16 protein-coding genes and 1 pseudogene are annotated in these 21703 nt (G+C 29.2%); 2 read left to right on the top strand and 15 right to left on the bottom strand.

The features are described 5' to 3' along the window. Positions 1 to 182: 182 nt before the first annotated feature. On the bottom strand, positions 183 to 1133 hold the full coding sequence (locus CLSA_RS10055; protein WP_022746190.1) for a hypothetical protein: 951 nt from the start codon (positions 1131 to 1133) through the stop codon (positions 183 to 185). 415 nt (positions 1134 to 1548) lie between these two features. Here CLSA_RS10055 and CLSA_RS10050 point away from each other — a divergent pair, with 415 nt between their 5' ends. Together CLSA_RS10050 and CLSA_RS10045 are read left to right on the top strand one after the other, a co-directional pair. Beyond that, positions 1549 to 2007, top strand: coding sequence for a hypothetical protein (locus CLSA_RS10050; RefSeq protein ID WP_022746187.1), 459 nt, complete (start codon positions 1549 to 1551; stop codon positions 2005 to 2007). Between the two features lie 343 nt (positions 2008 to 2350). After that, positions 2351 to 2617 (top strand): hypothetical protein, encoded by a 267-nt coding sequence (locus CLSA_RS10045; protein ID WP_022746184.1) that lies wholly within the window; start codon positions 2351 to 2353, stop codon positions 2615 to 2617. Between the two features lie 117 nt (positions 2618 to 2734). On the opposite strand, the gene CLSA_RS10040 is transcribed toward CLSA_RS10045, so the two are convergent. The 14 genes and pseudogenes from CLSA_RS10040 to CLSA_RS09985 form a co-directional block, all read right to left on the bottom strand. Continuing rightward, positions 2735 to 3385: an FMN-dependent NADH-azoreductase gene (locus CLSA_RS10040; protein WP_022746181.1), complete on the bottom strand. Its 651-nt coding sequence runs from the start codon at positions 3383 to 3385 to the stop codon at positions 2735 to 2737. A gap of 207 nt (positions 3386 to 3592) precedes the next feature. After that, entirely contained in the window at positions 3593 to 5494 is a 1902-nt protein-coding gene (locus tag CLSA_RS10035; protein ID WP_022746179.1) for an FUSC family protein, read from the bottom strand. A 53-nt stretch (positions 5495 to 5547) separates the two neighbouring features. Beyond that, positions 5548 to 5955, bottom strand: a complete 408-nt coding sequence (locus tag CLSA_RS10030; protein WP_022746178.1) for a MarR family winged helix-turn-helix transcriptional regulator — start codon at positions 5953 to 5955, stop codon at positions 5548 to 5550. Between the two features lie 516 nt (positions 5956 to 6471). Beyond that, on the bottom strand, positions 6472 to 6642 hold the full coding sequence (locus CLSA_RS23115) for a hypothetical protein (RefSeq protein ID WP_022746177.1): 171 nt from the start codon (positions 6640 to 6642) through the stop codon (positions 6472 to 6474). Between the two features lie 361 nt (positions 6643 to 7003). Further along, a complete protein-coding gene (locus tag CLSA_RS23910; RefSeq protein ID WP_236903654.1) occupies positions 7004 to 7417 on the bottom strand; it encodes a GH32 C-terminal domain-containing protein in 414 nt (137 codons plus the stop codon). Then, the gene (locus CLSA_RS23905; protein ID WP_052334796.1) at positions 7407 to 8135 is read right to left on the bottom strand and encodes a glycoside hydrolase family 32 protein; all 729 of its coding nucleotides are present in this window, start codon (positions 8133 to 8135) and stop codon (positions 7407 to 7409) included. The genes CLSA_RS23910 and CLSA_RS23905 overlap by 11 nt, the downstream gene beginning before the upstream one ends. A gap of 602 nt (positions 8136 to 8737) precedes the next feature. Further along, positions 8738 to 9715 (bottom strand): LacI family DNA-binding transcriptional regulator, encoded by a 978-nt coding sequence (locus CLSA_RS10020; RefSeq protein WP_022746176.1) that lies wholly within the window; start codon positions 9713 to 9715, stop codon positions 8738 to 8740. Between the two features lie 439 nt (positions 9716 to 10154). Next, positions 10155 to 10307 (bottom strand): annotated as a pseudogene (locus tag CLSA_RS24565) (N-acetylmuramoyl-L-alanine amidase family protein); the annotation flags it as partial. A gap of 342 nt (positions 10308 to 10649) precedes the next feature. Further along, on the bottom strand, positions 10650 to 14813 hold the full coding sequence (locus CLSA_RS10010) for a glycoside hydrolase family 32 protein (RefSeq protein ID WP_022746173.1): 4164 nt from the start codon (positions 14811 to 14813) through the stop codon (positions 10650 to 10652). 247 nt (positions 14814 to 15060) lie between these two features. Continuing rightward, positions 15061 to 15882: a PTS mannose transporter subunit IID gene (gene manZ, locus CLSA_RS10005; RefSeq protein WP_022746170.1), complete on the bottom strand. Its 822-nt coding sequence runs from the start codon at positions 15880 to 15882 to the stop codon at positions 15061 to 15063. Positions 15883 to 15906: 24 nt separating this feature from the next. After that, a complete protein-coding gene (locus CLSA_RS10000; RefSeq protein WP_022746168.1) occupies positions 15907 to 16692 on the bottom strand; it encodes a PTS mannose/fructose/sorbose transporter subunit IIC in 786 nt (261 codons plus the stop codon). A gap of 47 nt (positions 16693 to 16739) precedes the next feature. After that, complete coding sequence (locus tag CLSA_RS09995; protein WP_022746165.1) at positions 16740 to 17231, bottom strand: mannose/fructose/sorbose PTS transporter subunit IIB; 492 nt, start codon at positions 17229 to 17231, stop codon at positions 16740 to 16742. An 80-nt stretch (positions 17232 to 17311) separates the two neighbouring features. After that, positions 17312 to 17734, bottom strand: a complete 423-nt coding sequence (locus CLSA_RS09990; protein ID WP_022746162.1) for a PTS sugar transporter subunit IIA — start codon at positions 17732 to 17734, stop codon at positions 17312 to 17314. A gap of 500 nt (positions 17735 to 18234) precedes the next feature. Beyond that, positions 18235 to 21030: a sigma-54-dependent transcriptional regulator gene (locus CLSA_RS09985; RefSeq protein WP_022746159.1), complete on the bottom strand. Its 2796-nt coding sequence runs from the start codon at positions 21028 to 21030 to the stop codon at positions 18235 to 18237. Positions 21031 to 21703: the final 673 nt, after the last annotated feature.

Below are 21703 nucleotides of genomic sequence, written 5' to 3'. Positions count from 1 at the left end.
ATTTTGTAAATAATTCTACAAAATTGATATTTTTAACATAGTTTTTTACATCTTACTATATATTCTCAACGAAAAAAGCTATCTACTAATTGTTTAGTGAGATAGCTAAGTAACATTTATAATATTATCCAAAAAACTAAATATATAATTCCTGTATTAATATCCTTACTAAGAATTTAATTCTAAGCATATTTTTGTTTACCTTTTCTAATCTTTACAAATATATTATGAGTAAAATCTGTGAAATAACTTAAAACTAATTCAAAATCAATTTCTCTTGGTTCTTTTATATCATCCTCTAAATCTTTTAAATTATTAAATGAATATTCTTCAATTAATACATTAGATTCAATTAAAGACTTCGCATCACTAGCTGTAGGAATAAATTCATCATTACCATATTTTTGATTAGTAGTACCTAAATTACCCTTATAAGTTAAAATACGATATCTTTCTGATATAAGCTTTAATTCCATTGCAATATTGTGTATTAATTTTTCACGTGAAATTCCCCTGTCTGAAGGCCTAAGTCTATATAATTCTTCCATATTTCCTTCTTTAATTAGTTTCAACCATTCAACATCTTCACTAATTATTTCATCAAATTTACTATTATGTCGTGTAGTTTCTTCAACTAAATCTTTGAATTTAAAATAAATAAATCTAGCAAAGCACTCATTACCATTTTTATCTCTATACTTCACATACTTATATTTATAGTCTAAACTTTTGAAATAAACATTATCATAATTACTATTGCCAGAATTGTGCATTAAATCACATATCCATTTATTCTCCATATGTGTTAATTCTGTTTCATGCAACATATCACAATCATAAATTACTCTATTTTTGTAGGAACTGCCGAGAGGAAATTCTGCACTAATATCAGCTCCTTCAGCAAGCTTGTCAACATAATTAACATAGGATTGATTATAGAAATTTTTGTTACTAGACTTACAGCTATTATAATCTGCAATTTTATCTCTTATTTCAATTATTTGCTTTCCATTTCCTAAATATTTAACTGTACTCAATGCACTAGTTTTAGAATCTTTGCTTTTACCATAATCTAATTCTCTCTCATCTATCATTTTAAAAATGTACATTTTGTCTTCTTTCAATGTGCTCATCACTTACCTCCTAATTTTTATATAATCAAAATTCTAAATTATCCTATTTATCTCTTTTATTTCATTGCATTTTATTACAATTTCTACTCCACCGTCGCTTAATAATTACCTCTAGGTTATAATATTTCATAATTTTCAAATTCATTTTTCTCAACTCCCTATATATCGATTTTATCATTTCATTAGAAATAATCTTGCTGAAATTTAGATGTAAAAATATATTTCTTTATTGGTTATTTTGTCTTATCATTTAATTTGTTGTAAAAAGCAGGAGATTCTTTTTAAATTGTAGAATCTATTTTATATCAAGAATATTGTTATGAAATGGAAAACTAGTATTAGAAATCTAAGTTATGCAAAGTAAATAGAGGAAATGTTAGAAAATATAATATATAAAGTTAGGAAGGTGAAGTTTATGGAAAATACAATAACAAATGAATATATAGAGTTAGAAGTAGCAAATGAAGCATATATTAGCGCAACTATATTAAAAAATCAAATAAAAACTAAAGAAACTGCTTTCTATTTTTTTGCATGTATGAACTTAATTAATGCTTATATAAAAAAGGATTATGCTGAGGATGTTTATAAAAAAAGATATATAATAAAAGATTATGTTGCTTTGGCCATTACACAAATAATTGATAATAATATTGACAAAATAGATATATATTTAGATGAAAATATTGCATACATAACTATTGGAGAAAGACAGTTTAGTTTTCATAATGTTAAAAGAGATAAAACAATGAATGCTTATAAAAATAGTAAAAAGAATAAAAAACAAGACTGGTGTGGATTAAGATTACAACCAATATGTGTTTCAGTATATAAAGAAGCAAAATATATTATTAAGGCACATGAAAGAAAATAACATTCCAAGCTGTATACATTGAGATGTTTCATCAAAATACTAAGTATGCATATTTTTTAGATAATCAATCTCTGAACTAGATTTAAACTTTAAAATGTAAGGGTGATCTTTTGTTGAGTATTAGATTGAGCAAAGACCTATAGTATTTTAAATGCAATACTACGCAAAAAAGTGCACTTACTTTCTAGTATTGATAAACTCTTAAGTTTAGTAAACATTGTATATCTATTCTACTTATTGTAACCTTCCTTGTACATTTTAACATTATGTTACATATAATAATGTTAAGAACCATTAATATGAAATAACTTCTATTAAAATAATTATAAAGAAGGTGAAATGCATGTTAGAAAATTTTAACGAAATAGCACTTCTAACTGCAATAGTTTATGCTTTCGTTGAGAGTTTAGAGAAGTTTGGTATAAACAAAAAATATGCTCATTTATTAGCAATACCAGCTGGAATAGGTATAAGTCTTCTTGGATTTTCAGCAAGTAATATTCCTAATAAAATTGTTTATGGGGTAATTATCGGTATACTTTCTGTTGGAACATGTGATACTACATGTAATATAGTTGATACTTTTAAGAATAAAATTAAGAAACAATAACATTACCATGTACTATATTTAAAGACTGCTCACGTATTGTCAGCAGTCTGAATGTCATGCTTAGCCCCCCTTATAAATTAATTTCACATATAATTATTGGAGATATAAACATATTTTTTATTCTCTCCAAACTTCATCTATAACATTATCAATTTTAGATATAGCTTGATTTATAGCTTGCTTTTTTTCCTCTTCTGTAAAACCAGTACCATCAACTAGCAATTCTTCAAATCGTTTTATACCAATTGTTTTCATAATATCATGTACATAGTTTAAACCTTTATTCATTACCAGTCTTAATATCCAAGGTATTTTCCCTCCAGAAGATTGAATATATACCATTCCCCTTGGCTTATCATTTAATAATCCCTCTACATTATTTTCTTTTATACTTATTGTCTTTCCATCCATAACAACACAATCTATATATTCCTTCAATGGTGCTGGAAATGATAAACTCCACATGGGAGCTGCAATAACATACATATCAGCCTCTTTAAATTGATCAGTTAGTTTAACTATTTTATGTACCTCTTCTTGCCCATGTATATCTAGTTTATTAAAATCCTCTTCCTTTATCATTGCATTTCTTTTTTCAAAATATTGATATTGCAAACGTGGTATATAACAATTATAAAGGTCTAATTCCTCTAATTTAAAATCATTATGTAACTCTAAAAATCTATTTACAAAAGCTCTTCCTACTTTTTTACTTGATGACATTTCTTCTGGTTTTGAGTTTACTGTTATATACAATAATTTCTTCATTTTTTTCACCTCATACTAGTTATTATATTTATTAGTATTTACTTTCTTTTTAAAAAAATTCTTTATAATATAATCTTATTAGCAATTGTAATATAACAATATTCTCTTTATATTAAAATCATAGTTCTTATTTTATTGAATTAAAGCACGACCTTTAAAACCTGCTATTTTCATAACAAATCATTTCGATTTAAGCATTAAACTTTTTTACCACGCACTATTCATAGTCAGTGCTTCTTGAACTGCATTAATTTCTTCACAAATTTGAGGTATTTCGTCTATAATAGAAATTTGTTTAGGTTTTATTGTTTTCTTCTGTTCAATAGATGTTGCCATTGTTTCTAATACAAGAAGAAGTTGGGCTAAATCTTCATCAGATAAAATTAAATATCCCTTTGTTGTGCAGTATTGATCAAGCAAGTAGCTAATATGTTCTAAGGAGAAAAATGCTGGCCACATCATTTCAAGCATTTCCTCATTATGAGGAATCTCACCTAATGCTGTATTATAGGCAGTTTTAAAGTTCATAAGGTTTATTCCCATTTTTTCTTTTATCCATTTTGTACTATCACTATTATTTTCTTTATTGTTAGTTGCCAATCGAACTAATACTCTAGCCTGACTACGTATTAATTTCACTATTAAATCTGGTAATCGACTAGAGGCTGAACGACGTCCAATAATGTATGTGCCAATTAATCCAATGGCAGATCCAATCAATATATCCGTAATACGTGCTGTTGCAAAATAAGTAACATTATGTATTTGAGTTGATGCTTCTGCTATAAGTAAGGCATTTGGCGTTATAAATACCGCTGCTACAGCATAATTTTTCATAATAAAAAGTTCTGTTATTGCTGTTAAAAGCATATTAATTATAACTATCATGAAGCCTTCTGGCTGGAATTTCAAAATAATAATAGCTATCATTAATCCAATAATTGTGCCACAAGAACGCTGAATTGCTCTATGAAATGTTGCCATAACAGTTGAACCTGACATGACCGCACAACATGATAGAGGAATCCAGTATGGTCTGGCAAATGGAAAACTAAAAGATATTATAGCTGATATTGAAAGAACAATTCCATATCTAACTGCATTAATAAACACTATTGAATCTTTATTGCAGGCTCTAGTAAATTTCATCATAAGCGAAGGTTTTGAAATTTTGATTCCCTTCCCAATGTATGTTAATGGTATGTTTATAATCGCCTCAGCATCATAAATTATTTCTAAAAAATTATCATAATCCTCATCTAGCTTTTGAGATGGTGGATCTATTTTAATTGTTTCTCCATCCTTTAGTTCAATTGCCATGGATAATTTTCTTATCGTGTCACTAAGTTCTTTTGGCACTTTAATGTTTTTATTAGCATGCAACTCAAGCATTTCTAAAAACAATTTATTAGCTTCTTCATTTAAAAGTGATAAACGATTAAACAAGAATGAATTCTTCCATGGAATGTAACCTGTTAAAAGAGTTTCCTCAGCTTCTCTTAAGGCATTAACTGTACGATTTCGTACATTCTTAATATTTTCATCACCAATAGCTTCGCTAAATTCTGCTAAAGCTAAATAAAGTTTCTTAAGAGTTTTTATTTCAGGACCATGTGGATTAAAAAAATACCCTGCCATACTAATTATCCATGAAAAAATCCCAGCCATAAGTACTACAGAAGTTCGTATAAAAACTTCTGTAGTATTAACAGGCATTCCTGCTGTCATTACAAAACTTAATACAAAAAAAATTGCAGATGGACCTTGTATTTTAAGTATGCCAAATATAAAAGTTACAATTGCTCCAATCAAACCAACTATTAAAATAATAAGTACTGGATATGGTGCTGATAACGTACCAAGTGCAACTGAAAGACTAATACCAATAGTAGTAAAAAATATTTTTTTTGCACGCTGAGCATACGGTTGATGTAAAACATATAGATATGAAAAGCTCCCCATCCCCGCCAATAACCCTAAATGTAGTTGATTTACTAAGATACCGATAATTACTGGAACCCCTGCACAAATTGCAGCATTTATTGCTTTTTGCCAAGGAAAAGGAGTTTTATTAATCTTAAATGCTTGTTTTATTATAGTTGTATCCATGTGTGCTCCTTTTTTATTGATTTATATTTTCTTGTCAAACTTATATTTCTACTCTATTCTAAGTTCTTCATCATTTTTGCTAAAACATTATTAAAAATCTCTAGTTCATCTTCATTAATATTATTTATAGCTTCTATTTCTAAGCTTTGAGCAGCTTCATGCCATTTAGAGAACATTTCATACGCTTTTTCTGTAAGCTTTATAAGTCTTTCGCGCTTATCCTTTCCCTCATTTCGGATTACCAATCCCATTTCTTCCATCCTAGTTAATGTCCTAGTAATTGTAGGTGCTTCTACGCCAAGATATTGACACAATTCAATTTGTGTACATTGCTTTTTTTCATATAAGTATAATGCAATACCCCATTGTGAAGAATATAAACCAAGGGGAGAAATTTTCTCATTTAATTTCTTTGTAAAATTTCTAGCCAGCTGATTCACTTTATGACCATATAAATTCAATTTTATTTCACCTCCTATTTAATTACCTAAGTAATAATTACCTAGGTAATTATATCATCTAAATTAATAATAATCAAATTCTGGACATATCAGTTCTATCAAAAGACATTTTTGCGACTAATGCTGACAGCTTTGTTAATAAGTCTGATGCTAAGCTTACTGCTAAGAACGTTACTGATTTTTAATGAAAATAGAGGATACACTCACAAAATAAGCCTATCCTCTATTTCTAAAATTCATAATAAAAACTTATATAATATTGTTTGTGATGCTAATTCAGATGATATAGTAACGTGAATAATTAGTATTATTAATGTTTGACTCAATTTAATTGATTATCAACAAAGAAGTAATTAAAAATTATTTCTAATCACTTCTAAAATAGTTTCATGTTTCTTAACATTAATTATAGCCTCTTTGCCTGTATAAAATAAAATATCTGCTCCATCTAGAGTAGCGTAAAAAAGAGCTCTACCATTTCATTACTTTAATAGTTTCAAATTTATAACTCCAAACTTATTTGTTAAGACTCTTGATATGTTTAACTATAGCCTCATCAAGTTCCCTACTCTTAGTTAATAAATCTTTATATTCTTCTTTACTTCCATGCTCTATGTATTTAACAACATCCTTGTTAAGTTTTTCTCTTAAATCTTCTAATTCTTTTTCATATTTAGCGTTATTCAAAATACACCTCCCCATATTATTTTTGATCAGTATATTTTATAATCTCATCTTTATTATCACTATCATATATACTTATTTAATAAATTGAAATTGCAACAGTTAGTTTATTCAATAACCTAAACAATAGTAATACTATATTTCCTAACGATATAAAATTCCCTGTAATGTTGTCTCAATGACAAACCACATAAATACTTTTGCATAATTTAAATTTAGATATCAATAGTTAAATTTAAATGCATATGTTAACACATTAACATATGCATTTACTTTACTAAAGACCAATGTTTATTTTTTAATAAACATTAAGGTTATCTTTAAATCATACATATTAACACAAAATATATTAGAGCTTCCATATTTATATATTCCAAATATTCGCTTTTAGATTTGTGCTTCCATTAGCAAAAAAGCTAATTCCATTACTATCTCTTTTGGTAAATATTCTGCTTGTAAATACTTCTTCTCCATCATTAACGAATATTTCAATTGATGATGTATCAACAAATATCTGCAGTTTTAATCTCTTGCAATCCATGGCACATTTCCTAACGACCCCATATTCCTCAGTACACAACTTTCCTGATTTACTACGATCTAAAACAAGTTTTTTATCTTCTAAATCATAATAAAATACTGTTTCTTCGTCTTTACCTGTTCTAAGCTTTAGGCCTATTCTTTCACCGCTGAAATTATCAAAATCACAAATAATTTCATATGTTGTTTCATTAAAGTTATCTAATGTCATTTCTTCATCTTTTAATTTAAATGACATTTCTCTCTTTTCTTTTCTGAAACGTTTTAATTCTTCCATTCTCATCTTCCATTGTTTGAGGTGCATAAAAATCAAAGCCTCTATCTAATTCAGTAAATTCTGTATGATTAAATACTCCATCTTCAAAATTAATTTTATCTCCCACTAAATATCCAGATTGAAATATATTTAAATATTTGTCGCCATCTGGTTCAATTCCTTGTGGTGAAAACATTAATATTCCTTTATCTTCAAATTCAAAATAATCTGGACACTCCCACATAAATCCACTATTACCTTTGAACTTAGTAATTATTTCTCCTCTAAATTTCCAAGACAGTACATCATCTGATTCATAATAAACTATTGTTCCTTGATTATCTTTAATCTCTGCCCCTATTAAGCAATAGTATTTATCTTTCTTTTTGAATACCTTCGGATCTCTAAAATTATCTGTATATCCATCTGGCTGCCTATCTATTATTGGCTTATCCATTTTTTTAATTTGACTATCTTTATCCATTATTGCTAAACATTGATATGGATGTCTAATCCAATCTTTATCTCTTGTATTTCCTGTATAAAATAAATACAATTTATTATCCTTGACTAAACCTGTACCTGAAAACACTCCATAACTATCAAAATATCTATCTGGTTCTAATGCAATGCCACAATCTTTCCAATTTACTAAGTCCTTAGATGAAAGATGGTGCCAATACTTTATCGTAATTTGCATTCTAATTTTGCTAATACAAATGATGATACTATTACAGGTAAAACTGTACCTCGCTACCCAACTTTAGCAATATTTATAGCTAATACATTTCAAAATTTTCCATTCACACTCCCTTTTATAAAATTGAAACGTTTCATTTTTATATGTTAAATATATTACGAAAATTAATCCTAGTCAAGCATTATTTACACCATTTTCATTTTTTATTTATCATTTTTATTTATTAATTTCTACTTAAAATATTCGTTATTAAAATTAAATGATTGTTTATAAAAAATTTCACATTATTTGTCCATTCAGTACATATTTTCATTTATGTTTAATTTTAAATCTCCTAGTCTGAATCAAATTAAGTTTACATTATAATTAAGTCAAGTAAAAAACCTGAAATAGAATTTAATTATTAAATTCTTACTTCAACTTAAGGCACAATCAAAAAAATAACAAGTACATCTGCCAAGTCTATTTTCCATCATGCTTCGTTAGCAGATTACCCTAATAAGCCAGCTATGAGACCAATCTGCTTCCTTGCCTGATTGAAGAATAATCATGGCATTTTGGACTTGTTATTTTCTTTCATGAGCCTAGAATAATATATAATTTTATTTAGTTGTGAACCCTTTTATGAACCTTACTGGTAGTATTATTTCCTTTTCTATTTCTTTATTATTAATTATATTAATTAATGCTTTTACAGACTCATTAGCTATGCTTTCAATAGGTTGCCTTATAGTCGATATTTTAATTGTATCGTTATTATGTGATTTAATTCCATCATATCCTATTATTTGTACATCCTCAGGTACATCAACATTCAACTTGTTTAATTTTCCAATTACTTTAAATGCATGTTCATCAGTTACTGTAAATATTCCATCAATTTTTTTAACATTTTTCAAATTATCATATAGAAATTTATCTAATTTTTTTTTGAAATTTTGTGATTCTCCCAATGAATCACAAATTTCATAATGTATGTGATTTTCTTCACAATAATTTACGAAACCTTTTTTTCTGTTTCTTGTAGCATTATCTATTTTTGACCCTCGCCCTATAAATGCTATACTTTTACAACCACTTTTCATCAACTCTTCAGCTGCCATTCTCCCTCCTTCAAAATTATCACTAGTTACATATGTTATATCTTCGGAAAAATACCTATCAATACTTATTATTGGCATATTTGAATGTACATATTTATCTACATCACTATAAGTTATTGAAATAATTCCATCAACTTTATTCTGTTTTGCCATAGTTATATACTGTAATTCAATTTCATAATCATTTCCTGAATTACACAATATCATCTTCATACCATAATCTCTTAAACTTTTTTCTATATTAAAAGCTAATTCTCCAAAAAATGGATTCCATACTGTTGGAATTATAAGAGCAATTGTATTGGTTTTATTAACTTTAAATCCTCTAGCATAAATATTTGGTTCATAATCAAGTTCCTTTATAGCTTTTTCTATTGCAAGTCTTGTTTTAGGTTTCACTTCAAAATTGTTTATAAATCTTGATACAGATCCAACAGACACACCTGCTTTTTTTGCAACATCTTTAATGGTGGCCATTTTTCTTTCTCCTTACATTTTTAATATACTTTGATTAAATTATACAACATAATGTTTATTTTAGTATAATTTATCATCAAATTTAGGCACATGAAAGATATTCTGGCTATAAAATCAAACGTTTTTTTCTACAGTTGTGCAAATAAAGATAATGATATCTTGCTAATTAACAATCAATTGAGAAACCTATTTGATGCATAGGTATAATATCTTTGTTTTTCATATAAATATTATGCGCAAAAAAATGGATTCAAATTAATGAATCCATTTTTTATCGGCTAGTATCAAATTTATTTTGATAAAGCCCTTTTTCTCTTACATGATTGAGTGCTGCTGCTTTTTTGTAATATGCAAATTAAGCTTAATCAGTTACTTTTACATCCTCACTTTCATCTGTTGTTATTGTTACTCCTGCACCTGTTGTTGTGACTACACTTGTAAATGAATAATTCTTACCATCAACTTGAACTATACCAGTTTGCATTACTCCTGAAGCATTTGCAAAATACCATACACCATTGTCATTAATCCAACCTGTCTTCATTGCTCCTGAATTATCTAAATAGTACCAATTTCCTTGATTTTGTTTCCAAGCTGCTGAAGTTCCTATTGAATGTACTATTGTTGCTATTGTCGTAGTTGCAACTATAACTTTGACTTTAATTTTTTCATTTCTTTTCCTCTTCTCTCATTACTTTTGAATAATATTAACAGCTATACGAATTTCATCTACTTTGGAGTAAAATACATTATATTAACCCCGTTAAATTTAAGCTATCGCCATATGATTCTTTAATTCATCATAATATAGTTATTTATGCTATTTTATTAATAACTAGTATTTTAAAATTTTTAGAATTTCTTAATTAATTATAGTAAAATTAGCTATATAATTTTCTTATATACCTAATTCTTGACCACTTTTTGCTTAGAATTAATTTGTTGCCGGGAATACTGCTGTTATAACTCCCGAATTAGCATCATTTGTTACTGATGTTGCTCCTTCTACTGTAAAGAAGTCTTTTGGCACACCTATTAATGTATAACCTGCTTTTGGCCTGATTGTTATTTTCGCTGTGTATACTTTGTTTGATTCAAATATTACTGGAGCTTCACTCCATGTAATTGTTGCTGTATATTCTGTAGTATCAGCTATTGTTGATACTGGAACTTCTCCGGTTACTGGCTCTGCAACTGTAACAGCTGCTCCTGTAGTAACGGTAATATCACCTTCTATAGTATCAGCTACTTTTGATACTGGAACTTCTTCCTTTACTGGTGCTGTAGCTGTAACAGCTGCATCACTAGTAAGAGTTATATTTCTAAATTCCGATGCTCCATTCCATACATTTAATCCAAATTTCCCAGTTGTATAATAATCCTGAGTTATATCACATACCTTTTTATTATTTATCCAATAAATAATATGATTTCCATTTAGCTCTACTTTTAAATGGTATCTATTATATTGTGCTTCTGGAACATCACCCTCTGCAAATGTAACCTCTTTCATACCGCCATTCCCATCTGGAACTTGTCCAAACAATTTATAATGACCCCATTTTCCAACATTAGCTATAATTCCTCCATCTCCAAAGTAATTATCGCCTTGAGCAAATAATACAACTCCTGCTACATCACCATTTGCTGGATTTTGATTATGCCAATCACCTAACATTTTAGAGTCCACATCTAAAGTATAAGTTCCTTGACCTGTATCTATATTCTGGTCTGAAATTGCAAAACCATTGTTGTTCTTGCCACCATCTACTACATAACTATCATCAGAAACATGTAAGTCTTTTGGTGTATTATCAAAAGTCAAACCCGAACCTGAAATGCTTGTTTCAGTACTTAGAACATCATTACTAAGATTTACATTTTTAAATGATGTTGCTCCTCCATAAACATTTAATCCAAATCTTCCTGTTTCATAATAGCGTTGTTTAGTGTCACAAACTAATTCATCATTAATCCAATACTTAATGTGACCATCGCCAACTTCTGCTCTTAGCTTATATATATTGTCATCTGTCTTTGGAACTATACCACTATTTAAATCAGCAATTGTGGCATTTCCACTATCATCAATACCTGTAAACACAAAAACTCTGTACTCACCATTTTTATTTATATTAGCTATTATAGAACCTTCCTTTGGATTTGCACTTTTTGATAATAATACAAGGCCTGCGGTACTTCCATCTGACACATCTGCATCTGCTTTCAAAGTAGAAACCTTTCCACTTACATTAGTTTCTTGTGCCACAGCAAAGCCATCATCCGAACTACTTCCTGTATAACTGTTATCTTTTACATACCAATCTCCAGTAGTTTCAAAATTAGTTAAGTCTTTTATTATACTGCTTGGATTGCTGTCATACACACTTACATTAATTGTTTTGCTTGATTTTTGATCTTTTGATGTAGCTGTTAAGTTTGTATTTCCAACGCCTTTTGTTTTAAAAGTAGTTTTTTTATCATCTTGATTTACAATTTCTAAAATATTAGAATCAAATTTCCAAGTAACACCTTGCTCTGCTGTTTCTGGAACTGTAGCTGTATAAATAGTAAATTCATCACCTACTTTTTTGCCTAGATCACCTTCACTCAATGATACTAATGCAGACTCTTTACCAGCAACCTCATTATTCCAAATACCACTTAATGGATAATATTGAATTGTAGCTGTTGAATTTCCACCAACTGAATATACTTCAACGCCATCACTAGAACGATTAGAAAAAATTTGAGCTGAACCAGTTACTTCACCATTATTTCCATACACTTCTACTGAAGCTGCATCTACAAAAATGTGTAATTGAATCTTACCATCAGATGTTTTACCCATTTTTTGACTATAAGCTTGTAAAAATTTATCTGCACTTGGTGACTTTCCTGATTTTGAACGGTCAAGTGTTACTTCTTCAGTTTGAGTATTATATTTAACTATAGTTTCCTGATCTGCAGATTTTCCAACTCTTAATTTGAATCCAACTTCTGTTGTAGATGCATCAGGTGTGAACTCTGCTACAATTTCGTATTGGCTTCCTGATAAACCACTCATAATATTAGGCTGATCTGGAGAAATTGTAACATTATTAAAAATCGTAGGTGATTTACGTAAAGTTTTATATTCGTCTATTGGTTGTTGTATTAAACGAATTCCTGCATCTGTGTTAACTAATTTTAACTCAGTTTGTAAATCAAAAGATCCATTAAAAGTCTTTGTTATAGGAGCAACATTATTGCAGTAATCCCAGTTATTCATCCAATTAATCATAATTCTTCTTCCATCTGGTGTACCGTTTTCACCTGTACCATAATAAGTTTGTGCTGCATATGCGTCTTTAGCAAAATTCATAGGTAAATGGTCATCACTATCAGAAATAAATTTCCAGACTCCATCTACTTGTTTAAAATCTCCAACTCTATAATATCTTCCACCTTCACTTAATACCCACTTATATGTTCCAGTATCTCCAACTTCTAGCTTATAGAAATCTGGGCACTCAGTAGTAATACTTGAATCCATACCTTCTGGTTTCCAATCTTTTAAATTATCTGATGAGAAAAATCTTAGTGGCCCTCCTGCTACTGCCATAAACCATTTTCCAGCTTCTTCATTATAGAATACTTTAGGGTCTCTAAATGCTGAATTGTTTAATGGATCAGCATCTGCTGCTATTACAGGATTACCAGCATATTTTGTCCATGTTCTTCCATTATCTGTACTATAGGCAATGCTTTGTTTTTGTTTTTCATTTCCATTTTCATCTTTATAATCTTGTGTATAAATTGCAACCAATCCACCACCTTCTATCCCATCAAAGAAACCACTGGTATTATCTTTATCTACAACCGCTGATCCTGAATAAATAGTTCCACCATCGTCTGGTGTTAAAGCAATAGGTAACTCTGTCCAATGAATCAAATCTTTACTAACAGCATGTCCCCAATGCATTGGTCCCCATACTGAGGCATCTGGATTATACTGATAGAATAAATGATATTCTCCATCAAAGTAAACCATTCCATTTGGATCATTTGTCCAAGCTTTAGCCGGAGAATAGTGATATTGTTCACGATAATTTTCTAAATAATTAGTTGCAACACTTGAATTAACATCTTTATTAATACTATTATCAAATATAGTAGTAGCAGATGCAAGTGCTGTTACTGCTGAATCTATATCTTTTTGCATAGAACCTGTATTATCTACAACCGTTTGTGCTGCATCAATAGCTATTTTAAATGTGGCCTTTGCCCCAACTTTATACTGTCCATTTTCTGTTCCTTCTACTGCAGCTGTATATTTTGTTTTTGCTGCCGTTATTGCATCTGTTAATCCTACTTTAGAAACTTTACTGCTATTATTACTATGATGACTACTACTACTGCTTGAACTATTTTGTTGACTTGATGCTGATGTATTTGAAGCATCTGATGCATTAGTATCATTCCCTGAAGTATTAGTAGCAGTCAATTGAACTCCATTTGAATTAAATATTTTAGATGGTACTACATCTTTTCCTATTGCTTCTCCACTTTGTGCAAAAGTATAGACGTTTCCATTGATTGTTACATTTCCTACTTGCATGGCTCCCGTAGCAACATCTAATGAATAAGTCTTGCCATCAACTTGAACTATACCAGTTTGCATTACTCCTGAAGCATTTGCAAAATACCATACACCATTGTCATTAATCCAACCTGTCTTCATTGCTCCTGAATTATCTAAATAGTACCATGTACCATTATCGTTAACCCACTCTTTCTTCATTTCTCCTGAATTATTTGCATAGTACCATGCACCATTATCATTGATCCAACATGTCTTCATTCTTCCTGAATTATCTAAATAGTACCATGCACCGTTATCATTAACCCAACCTGTCTTCATTCCTCCTGAATTGTCTAGATAGTACCATGCGCCGTTATCATTAACCCAACCTGTCTTCATTTCTCCTAAATCACTTAAATAGTTCCAATTTCCTTCATTTTGCATCCAAGCTGCTGACGCACTTACCGAAGGCAACGTTGCTACTGTCATAGTTGCTACTGTTATTGCTATTAACTTTAATTTTAACTTTTTCATTTTTTACCCCTTTTCTACTAAATATTAATAAAATTTCATTTGTATTTCTCTAAAACTTTCATAAATTTGTAGTAATATAAAAACTTTCTTTCCAGTAAACATTTACACAAAGGATTTTTAAAGCATAGATCACCCACTAATATAACTACTGTAGAACCTAAATCTACTGTATTTATTAGGTAATCTATGCTAATTTACAAATTTTAATTTTAAATAACATTTCTATAATAATTTTTAAATCAAAAAATTATTGTAATACTCCGCAAGCAACTCCTAAAATACCTACTGCAAATAATCCAAATATAATTAATAATGGATTAACCTTTTTCTTTAATAAGTACATGCATAAGAAAGTTAATAAAAGAGGTACTAAACCTGGCATTAAACTATCTAATACACTTTGAATTGTTGTAGTAACTTGTGTTCCATCACTCTTTGTATATTGAGAAAGAACAAATGGAATGTTAACTGTAGTCCATTTTGATACAAGTCCACCGATAACTAATAGACCTAGAACTGAAGCCCCTTCTGTAAGATATCTAAGTTTATTTCCAGCCATATCAGAAACTAATTGAGTTCCTTTTTCATATCCATAAAATATTCCATACCAATTTGTTGCAAGCCTTATAACATTAAAACCTAAGAAGAATATTAATGGTCCAATAATACTTCCACTTAATGCAAGTCCAGCTCCTAATGCTGCAAGTACAGGCCTTAAAGTTCCCCAGAATATCGGATCTCCAACTCCAGCTAAAGGTCCCATTAAACCAACCTTAACACCACTAATTGATGATTCATCAATAGGAGCACCATTAGCTCTTTGCTCTTCCATGGCTGCAGTTATTCCCATAATTGGAGTTGCAACGAAAGGTTGAGTGTTAAAGAATTCTAAGTGTCTTTTTAACGCAGCACTTAATTCATCACCCTTATATAACTTCTTTAATGCAGGGATTAATGTTACACAAAATCCTATGGCTTGCATTCTTTCAAAGTTATATGATCCTAATAGGAAATTTGAACGAATAAACATTTTTATTATATCGCTTCTATTTAATTTTTTTTCACTCATTGTTTTAATCCTCCCTCATGTAAGCTATAGTAAATCTGAATCATCAACACCACCATTTGCAACAGCTGCTACAGCTTGACCTTGATTGGCTATTGATTTAATATGGAATATTGCTGCAATAACACCTACTGCACCAAAACCAATTAAATTGAAATTAGTAAATGCTGCTAATAAGAATCCTATGAAGAAAAATGGCATTAAAGCTTTACTATTCATCATATTAATTACCATTGCATATCCAACAACAACTATAAATCCGCCTGATACTTGTAATCCTCTTGTAATTACATCTGGAATAGCTGCAAGCATTGCATTTACAGCATCAGTACCTGCTAAAACCCCTACTATTGCAGCTGGTACAGCTACACGAATTGCTTGAAGTGCAAGACCCATAACATGACACATTTCTATTCCTCTTGTATTTGCCTTTTCTGCATACTTATCAGCCAAATGTTGGAAAAACACTGTTATTGTTCTTACAAATATAGTAAGTACTTGTCCAGCCGCAGCAATTGGAATTGCTACTGCTATACCTGCTCCAATTGATTGTTTACCTACTATTACTAATACTGCTGAAATTACACTTGCAAGTGCTGCATCTGGTGCCATAGCTGCACCAACATTCATCCATCCAAGTGCTAGCATTTCAAGTGTTCCACCTAATATAATTCCTGTTTGAAGATCTCCTAATACAAGTCCAACTAGTGTACATGCAACTAATGGTCTGTGGAATTGTGCTTCATCAAGTACACTACCCATACCAGCAATTGCTGCAACTATTACTAATAAAATTAATTGTAAAGTGCTCATTTGTAATTCCCCTCTCTGGTTTTTATTCTATATAAAAAATTTATATACTATATAAGTTTTAGTTCCTTTAATTTATCCATCATATCAATCCTAGTATCTTTTGCTAATTTTCTTATTTCTAGTTCGATACCTTTTTCATGAAGTTTTTTAAATGCTTCAATATCAGCTTCACTTACACATAATGCATTCGTGATTTGCGTTGTTCCATCTTTATAGCACATACCGCCAACATTTACAGATTTAATATCTACTCCACCTTCAACCATTCTTAGAACATCTTTAGGATTTGTGAATAAGAATAGTGTTTTGAAACTATCAAATTTAGGATTTTTATATGCTGCAATTGCCTTTTCAATTGGTAATACATAAGCCTTATATCCTGTTGGACACACTTGAATTAATAATTGTTTTCTTAAATCATCTGCTGCAACTTCATCGCTACAAGCCATGATTCTATTACATCCACTAGCCTTTGTCCAAACTGTTGCAACTTGTCCATGTATTAATCTATCGTCTATTCTTACAAAACTTATTTCCATTTTTTATTCCTCACTTTTTTAAATTTATATTTGTTTTTTATGTTAAATTACATGTGATTTTTCTCATAAAATCTAAATACTTATATAAGATCATCTTCCATGTCTACATTGATATTTTTAGCTAAGACCTTTATAGCTTCTTTTCCTGAATTCTGTGCAATTTCCAATAATTCTGGTAAACTTGATACATCTCTATTTCCTAAAACTTCTAAAATCATTGGAAGGTTAACTCCTGTGACAATTTCCATATTTTCATGTTTCATTGCAATCATACTAGCTGCATTAAATGGACTTCCTCCAAAAAGGTCCACCATAAATAATACTCCACCTGTACAATCTAATTTTTCAATAAGAGTGTTATATTTTTCTATTAGGTTTTCTACCCCCTCTCCTGGTTTAAAAGTAATGCTGCCTACATTTTCTTGAGTTCCAAAAATCATTTCTGCTGATTTTAGAATTTCTTCTGAAAACATACCATGGGTACCTATTATTACTGAGATCATTGTTTTATCATCCTTTCATCACTAAATAAATTATTTGTATACTAAATATATATAGCAATTGTCATGCCAACTAATAGTGTAAATAAGAGTTTATGCGTAGACTTCGCATTATTAAAGGTTTTCCTAATAATCAAATATTTAAAATTACACTGTTGTTTTTAAATTTACACACTTAGTAATTACATTTCACACTATTTTCTTAATAGTCTCATATAATTAATACACATATATACAAAAGCTAACTGATATTAATGGATAGTCTTCTTTAGATCTACCCATTAATATCAGTTAGCTTTTAAAACTTATGACACTTTTAAGTATAAATTCACCTAATATTTAATTTTAAATTAACTCTACTTAAGACACAATTAAACTTCACTTTATCTTATGTCTAGTCACTGTAACACTTTCTCTTCTTTAAGGGTGAGATAACAGTGGTACAATCCTAGATAAAGTTCAACTAAGATTCAGATCAGGATCAAAAGCACCTGAATCAAGTTTCACTTGATAATATCAGCAATATAATATATTTCATCATCTGTTAAATTTATCGATAATGCATTTTTAAAAATCAAACTAGCTTTTTTTAATGATTCTATAGTTTTCTTATCAAAATCTAAGTCATCCTCATCATATGCTAAACCATTATTTAATATCATTCTTTCTAGTGCGCATGCAACATGGAACATAATTCTTAACTTAACTGGATTTTCAAAACTTACGTCTAAGTACTTTCCAGTTAAATTCACAAATTCATCTAGCAGAGGATATATTTTTTTAGGATTAAGGAATGTTATAAACTCAGTAATTGTTTGTGTACAAAGACTTTTAAATATTACTTGCTTATCGCCTTTATTATTAATAACATTAATCTTTTTACCTTTTATAATACTTACTAAAATATTCTCCCCTACTCCATCAATTAATTGTTCTATAGATATAAAAGGAACTCCAAGGTTAGGGTTTGTTATACCTATAATAGCTAAAATATTACTTTCTTTTGAAATACTGCTAACAGAATCAGCTAAATTTTTTAACCCAAGTGAAATAATATTAATTTTTTCAGCTCCAATATTACTTATAACAGTTTCTACTAATCCCTTAAGTTTAATTGCAGCTCCTTTTCCAGTAGAACAAACAGTAATTATGACTTTTTCTTTTTCTTTCTTCTCTTTTGAAAGTTGCGTAGTAATGTTGTTAGTGTAACCTCTAAAATCGGTAAGTAAATAAGAATGTACTGAATTTAAATCTGCATCGCAAACAGAACATTTTCTAACTGCTTCTAATACTAGTGGCGTAGAAACCATATCAATACTTTTTATATTTATTCCAGTTCTTTCTGTAATAACATCAGCAAAGCTATTTAAAGATCCCATGTCTACTAAAAATAATACTCCTTTTCCTTCATCCACTTGCTTGACTTTTTCTATAACAGTATCCAAAATATCTACTGGTGCTCTTTCAAGAGGCATATCGACAGCAAGAATATTATCTGCTTCAAAAAGTTTTTTAGCAACACTAACCATACTAGTTGCAATACCTGCTCCATGTGACGCTACTACAATCCCAACTCTTTCCTGACGAAATGATTCTTGTATTGAATTTAAAAGTAATGCTAAATACTCAATTTCTACATTAGGTATACTAATGTTAAATTTTTTTTCTATAAGGGCATGAATTTCTTTAGCCACTTCGTATTCCTTACTTTCAACTGATATTGATAAATCGATTTTTGATTCAAATGAAACATTATTCTTTTTAATACGATTAAATAATGCACTAAAATGGAGACTTGTTGCATAAATAAATCTTTCATTAAGTTTTTTATTTAATTTATTTTCAGCTAATATTTTTGCTTTTTCTGCAAAATCAACAATATCTTTATCAACAATTTTTAATAATCCTTCTCTACGATTTATATCATTTTTAAATCTATCAAAAAACTGTTTTAAATGTATATTTATATCTGTACTTATAAATCTCTTTATTTCTTCATCGTTCATACCTTCTTCTTGAAGGAGAAAAGTCTTATTCTCTATTATTCTGTAAATATTAAATGGAGTTTCATAATCTTCTGTTTCTAAAAATGTTTTATCGCCATCTGGATGAATGGTAATACTACTTGGTATAGCATTCCACATAGTTGTTTTATCTTTAGTTTGATTTCCAAAAACCATTATTCCACTTTTTATATTTGTAGGTAATATTCCTAAACTTATATCAATATCCTTATTTGTGTTAATACAATCAAAAAATCCTTTTGCACAAACTAATTGTATATTAGATTTTAACTGCCCAACATTTCCATAGGTTGTACTACCTATTAAAGCTTTAATAGCTTCTGACGAAATCTTAATAGTTTTATTTACTCTCTGTGCTTCTTTTGAAAGTAAATATTGTACTAGTTCTAATTTTTCATTAATTGGTCTTTGATCAAAAGGTGGCATAGTTATAGTTATAGGAATTCTTCTTATAAAAGTATTTAGTAATGTAGAATTCGGATCTTCTGTTGTAGCTCCAATTAGTAATACACTTGCTTTACGATGCCTATCTGTTTCTCCTAGTTTATTATAACTTCCTGTATCCATAAAATAAAAAACCATCTCTTGACCTTCTGGTGGCAATCTATGTATTTCATCTAGGAATAATATACCACCATCAGCTTTTTCAACTATACCATCCTTTTCTTTTTCAGCCCCTGTAAATGCACCTTTAACATGTCCAAATATATGTGATAAAAGAAGTTGTGGATTATTCGAATAATCAGCACAGTTAAATATAATAAATGGAGGATCTTCAGGTAGTTTTTTTATGTTTTTATAATATTTGTACATCATATTAGCGAACAGACTTTTACCAACACCTGTACCACCAATTATTAATGTGTGTAGTCCATTTGGTGGATATAGTAAAGCTGCTTTAGCTTGTTCTATTTGATTTTTCAAGCTACTATTAAATCCTATTAACGAATTGAAAGGTGATTTATCTTCTTTATTCTCCAATAAATTAATAAAGTGATTAATTTCTATACCTTCTTCACAGTTATCACTTAAATTTGCATTAAATAGTTTAATAAATAGTCCTCTATCAAAATAAAGAACTGGTCTATTTTTAATTTTAATTATTTTTTTATTCCTACAGAGAGTATTAAGTTCCCTAGATGCGTTGCTTCTTAATATTCGTAAATGTTCTGCAACTTGCTGTGCACTAACCCCCTTATTTTTTAGTAATTCTTCTTTAGTAAATTCTCTAGAACTTGATAATATATACTCATAAATCTTATCAATTTGCTTCATCGAATTATTACCTTCCTTTAATGTGTAGTTTTAATATATTACATTTTATCTAACATCATAAGTTTCAAAAAACTGCATGTTAACTCAACTTGAGAAATCCTTACATGTATACAATTACACAGCGTAGTTTAACAAAACTTTATAAAAAAATAGCGATTAACTCAAACTAAAGATTGGAGGAGATACAATATCTTACTTCCGTAACTACCATTTGATACAAATAGTTAGTTTTTCACATACCTGTACATGGAAACTATTTGCATTGATACTGATACACTTTTTTAAATTACACACTGATAATTCTTATTGACACACCTTTTATCTAATTTCTCAATATATTTACATACTTTAAAAATGACTAAATTATTCTGCGAAGTTTATCCATTTCCTTAAATACATTTGAATGTTAATTCTAACTTACAGCAATACAATATTTATTTATATCAATGAAAATCCATTTGAATAACTAATCAATCCTATTAGTGCGGATAAATGAACTGCTATTTTTAGTAAATTTAAAAATTGAAACGTTTCATATTTTCTTATATATTAAGAATATTACCAAAACTTGCATTAGTCAAGTATTGTTTTAACGTTTTCACGATGATTTATTGAAAGCTAAAAATACACTAGATGACCTACACATTAAAATTGAATTTTCACCTATAACGCT

It is taken from the genome of Clostridium saccharobutylicum DSM 13864, assembly GCF_000473995.1.
GTDB lineage: Bacteria > Bacillota > Clostridia > Clostridiales > Clostridiaceae > Clostridium > Clostridium saccharobutylicum.
The sequence above is the reverse complement of the archived record's forward strand: the minus strand, read 5'-3'. Positions and strand labels throughout refer to the sequence as shown.

Bases quoted from the DNA above. Each gene is read 5' to 3' on its own strand.
- CLSA_RS10055 (WP_022746190.1), bottom strand. From the start codon at position 1,133: ATGAGCACATTGAAAGAAGACAAAATGTACATTTTTAAAATGATAGAT.
- CLSA_RS10050 (WP_022746187.1), top strand. From the start codon at position 1,549: ATGGAAAATACAATAACAAATGAATATATAGAGTTAGAAGTAGCAAAT.
- CLSA_RS10045 (WP_022746184.1), top strand. From the start codon at position 2,351: ATGTTAGAAAATTTTAACGAAATAGCACTTCTAACTGCAATAGTTTAT.
- CLSA_RS10040 (WP_022746181.1), bottom strand. From the start codon at position 3,385: ATGAAGAAATTATTGTATATAACAGTAAACTCAAAACCAGAAGAAATG.
- CLSA_RS10035 (WP_022746179.1), bottom strand. From the start codon at position 5,494: ATGGATACAACTATAATAAAACAAGCATTTAAGATTAATAAAACTCCT.
- CLSA_RS23910 (WP_236903654.1), bottom strand. From the start codon at position 7,417: ATGTCATTTAAATTAAAAGATGAAGAAATGACATTAGATAACTTTAAT.
- CLSA_RS23905 (WP_052334796.1), bottom strand. From the start codon at position 8,135: ATGCAAATTACGATAAAGTATTGGCACCATCTTTCATCTAAGGACTTA.
- CLSA_RS10020 (WP_022746176.1), bottom strand. From the start codon at position 9,715: ATGGCCACCATTAAAGATGTTGCAAAAAAAGCAGGTGTGTCTGTTGGA.
- CLSA_RS10010 (WP_022746173.1), bottom strand. From the start codon at position 14,813: ATGAAAAAGTTAAAATTAAAGTTAATAGCAATAACAGTAGCAACTATG.
- manZ (WP_022746170.1), bottom strand. From the start codon at position 15,882: ATGAGTGAAAAAAAATTAAATAGAAGCGATATAATAAAAATGTTTATT.
- CLSA_RS10000 (WP_022746168.1), bottom strand. From the start codon at position 16,692: ATGAGCACTTTACAATTAATTTTATTAGTAATAGTTGCAGCAATTGCT.
- CLSA_RS09995 (WP_022746165.1), bottom strand. From the start codon at position 17,231: ATGGAAATAAGTTTTGTAAGAATAGACGATAGATTAATACATGGACAA.
- CLSA_RS09990 (WP_022746162.1), bottom strand. From the start codon at position 17,734: ATGATCTCAGTAATAATAGGTACCCATGGTATGTTTTCAGAAGAAATT.
- CLSA_RS09985 (WP_022746159.1), bottom strand. From the start codon at position 21,030: ATGAAGCAAATTGATAAGATTTATGAGTATATATTATCAAGTTCTAGA.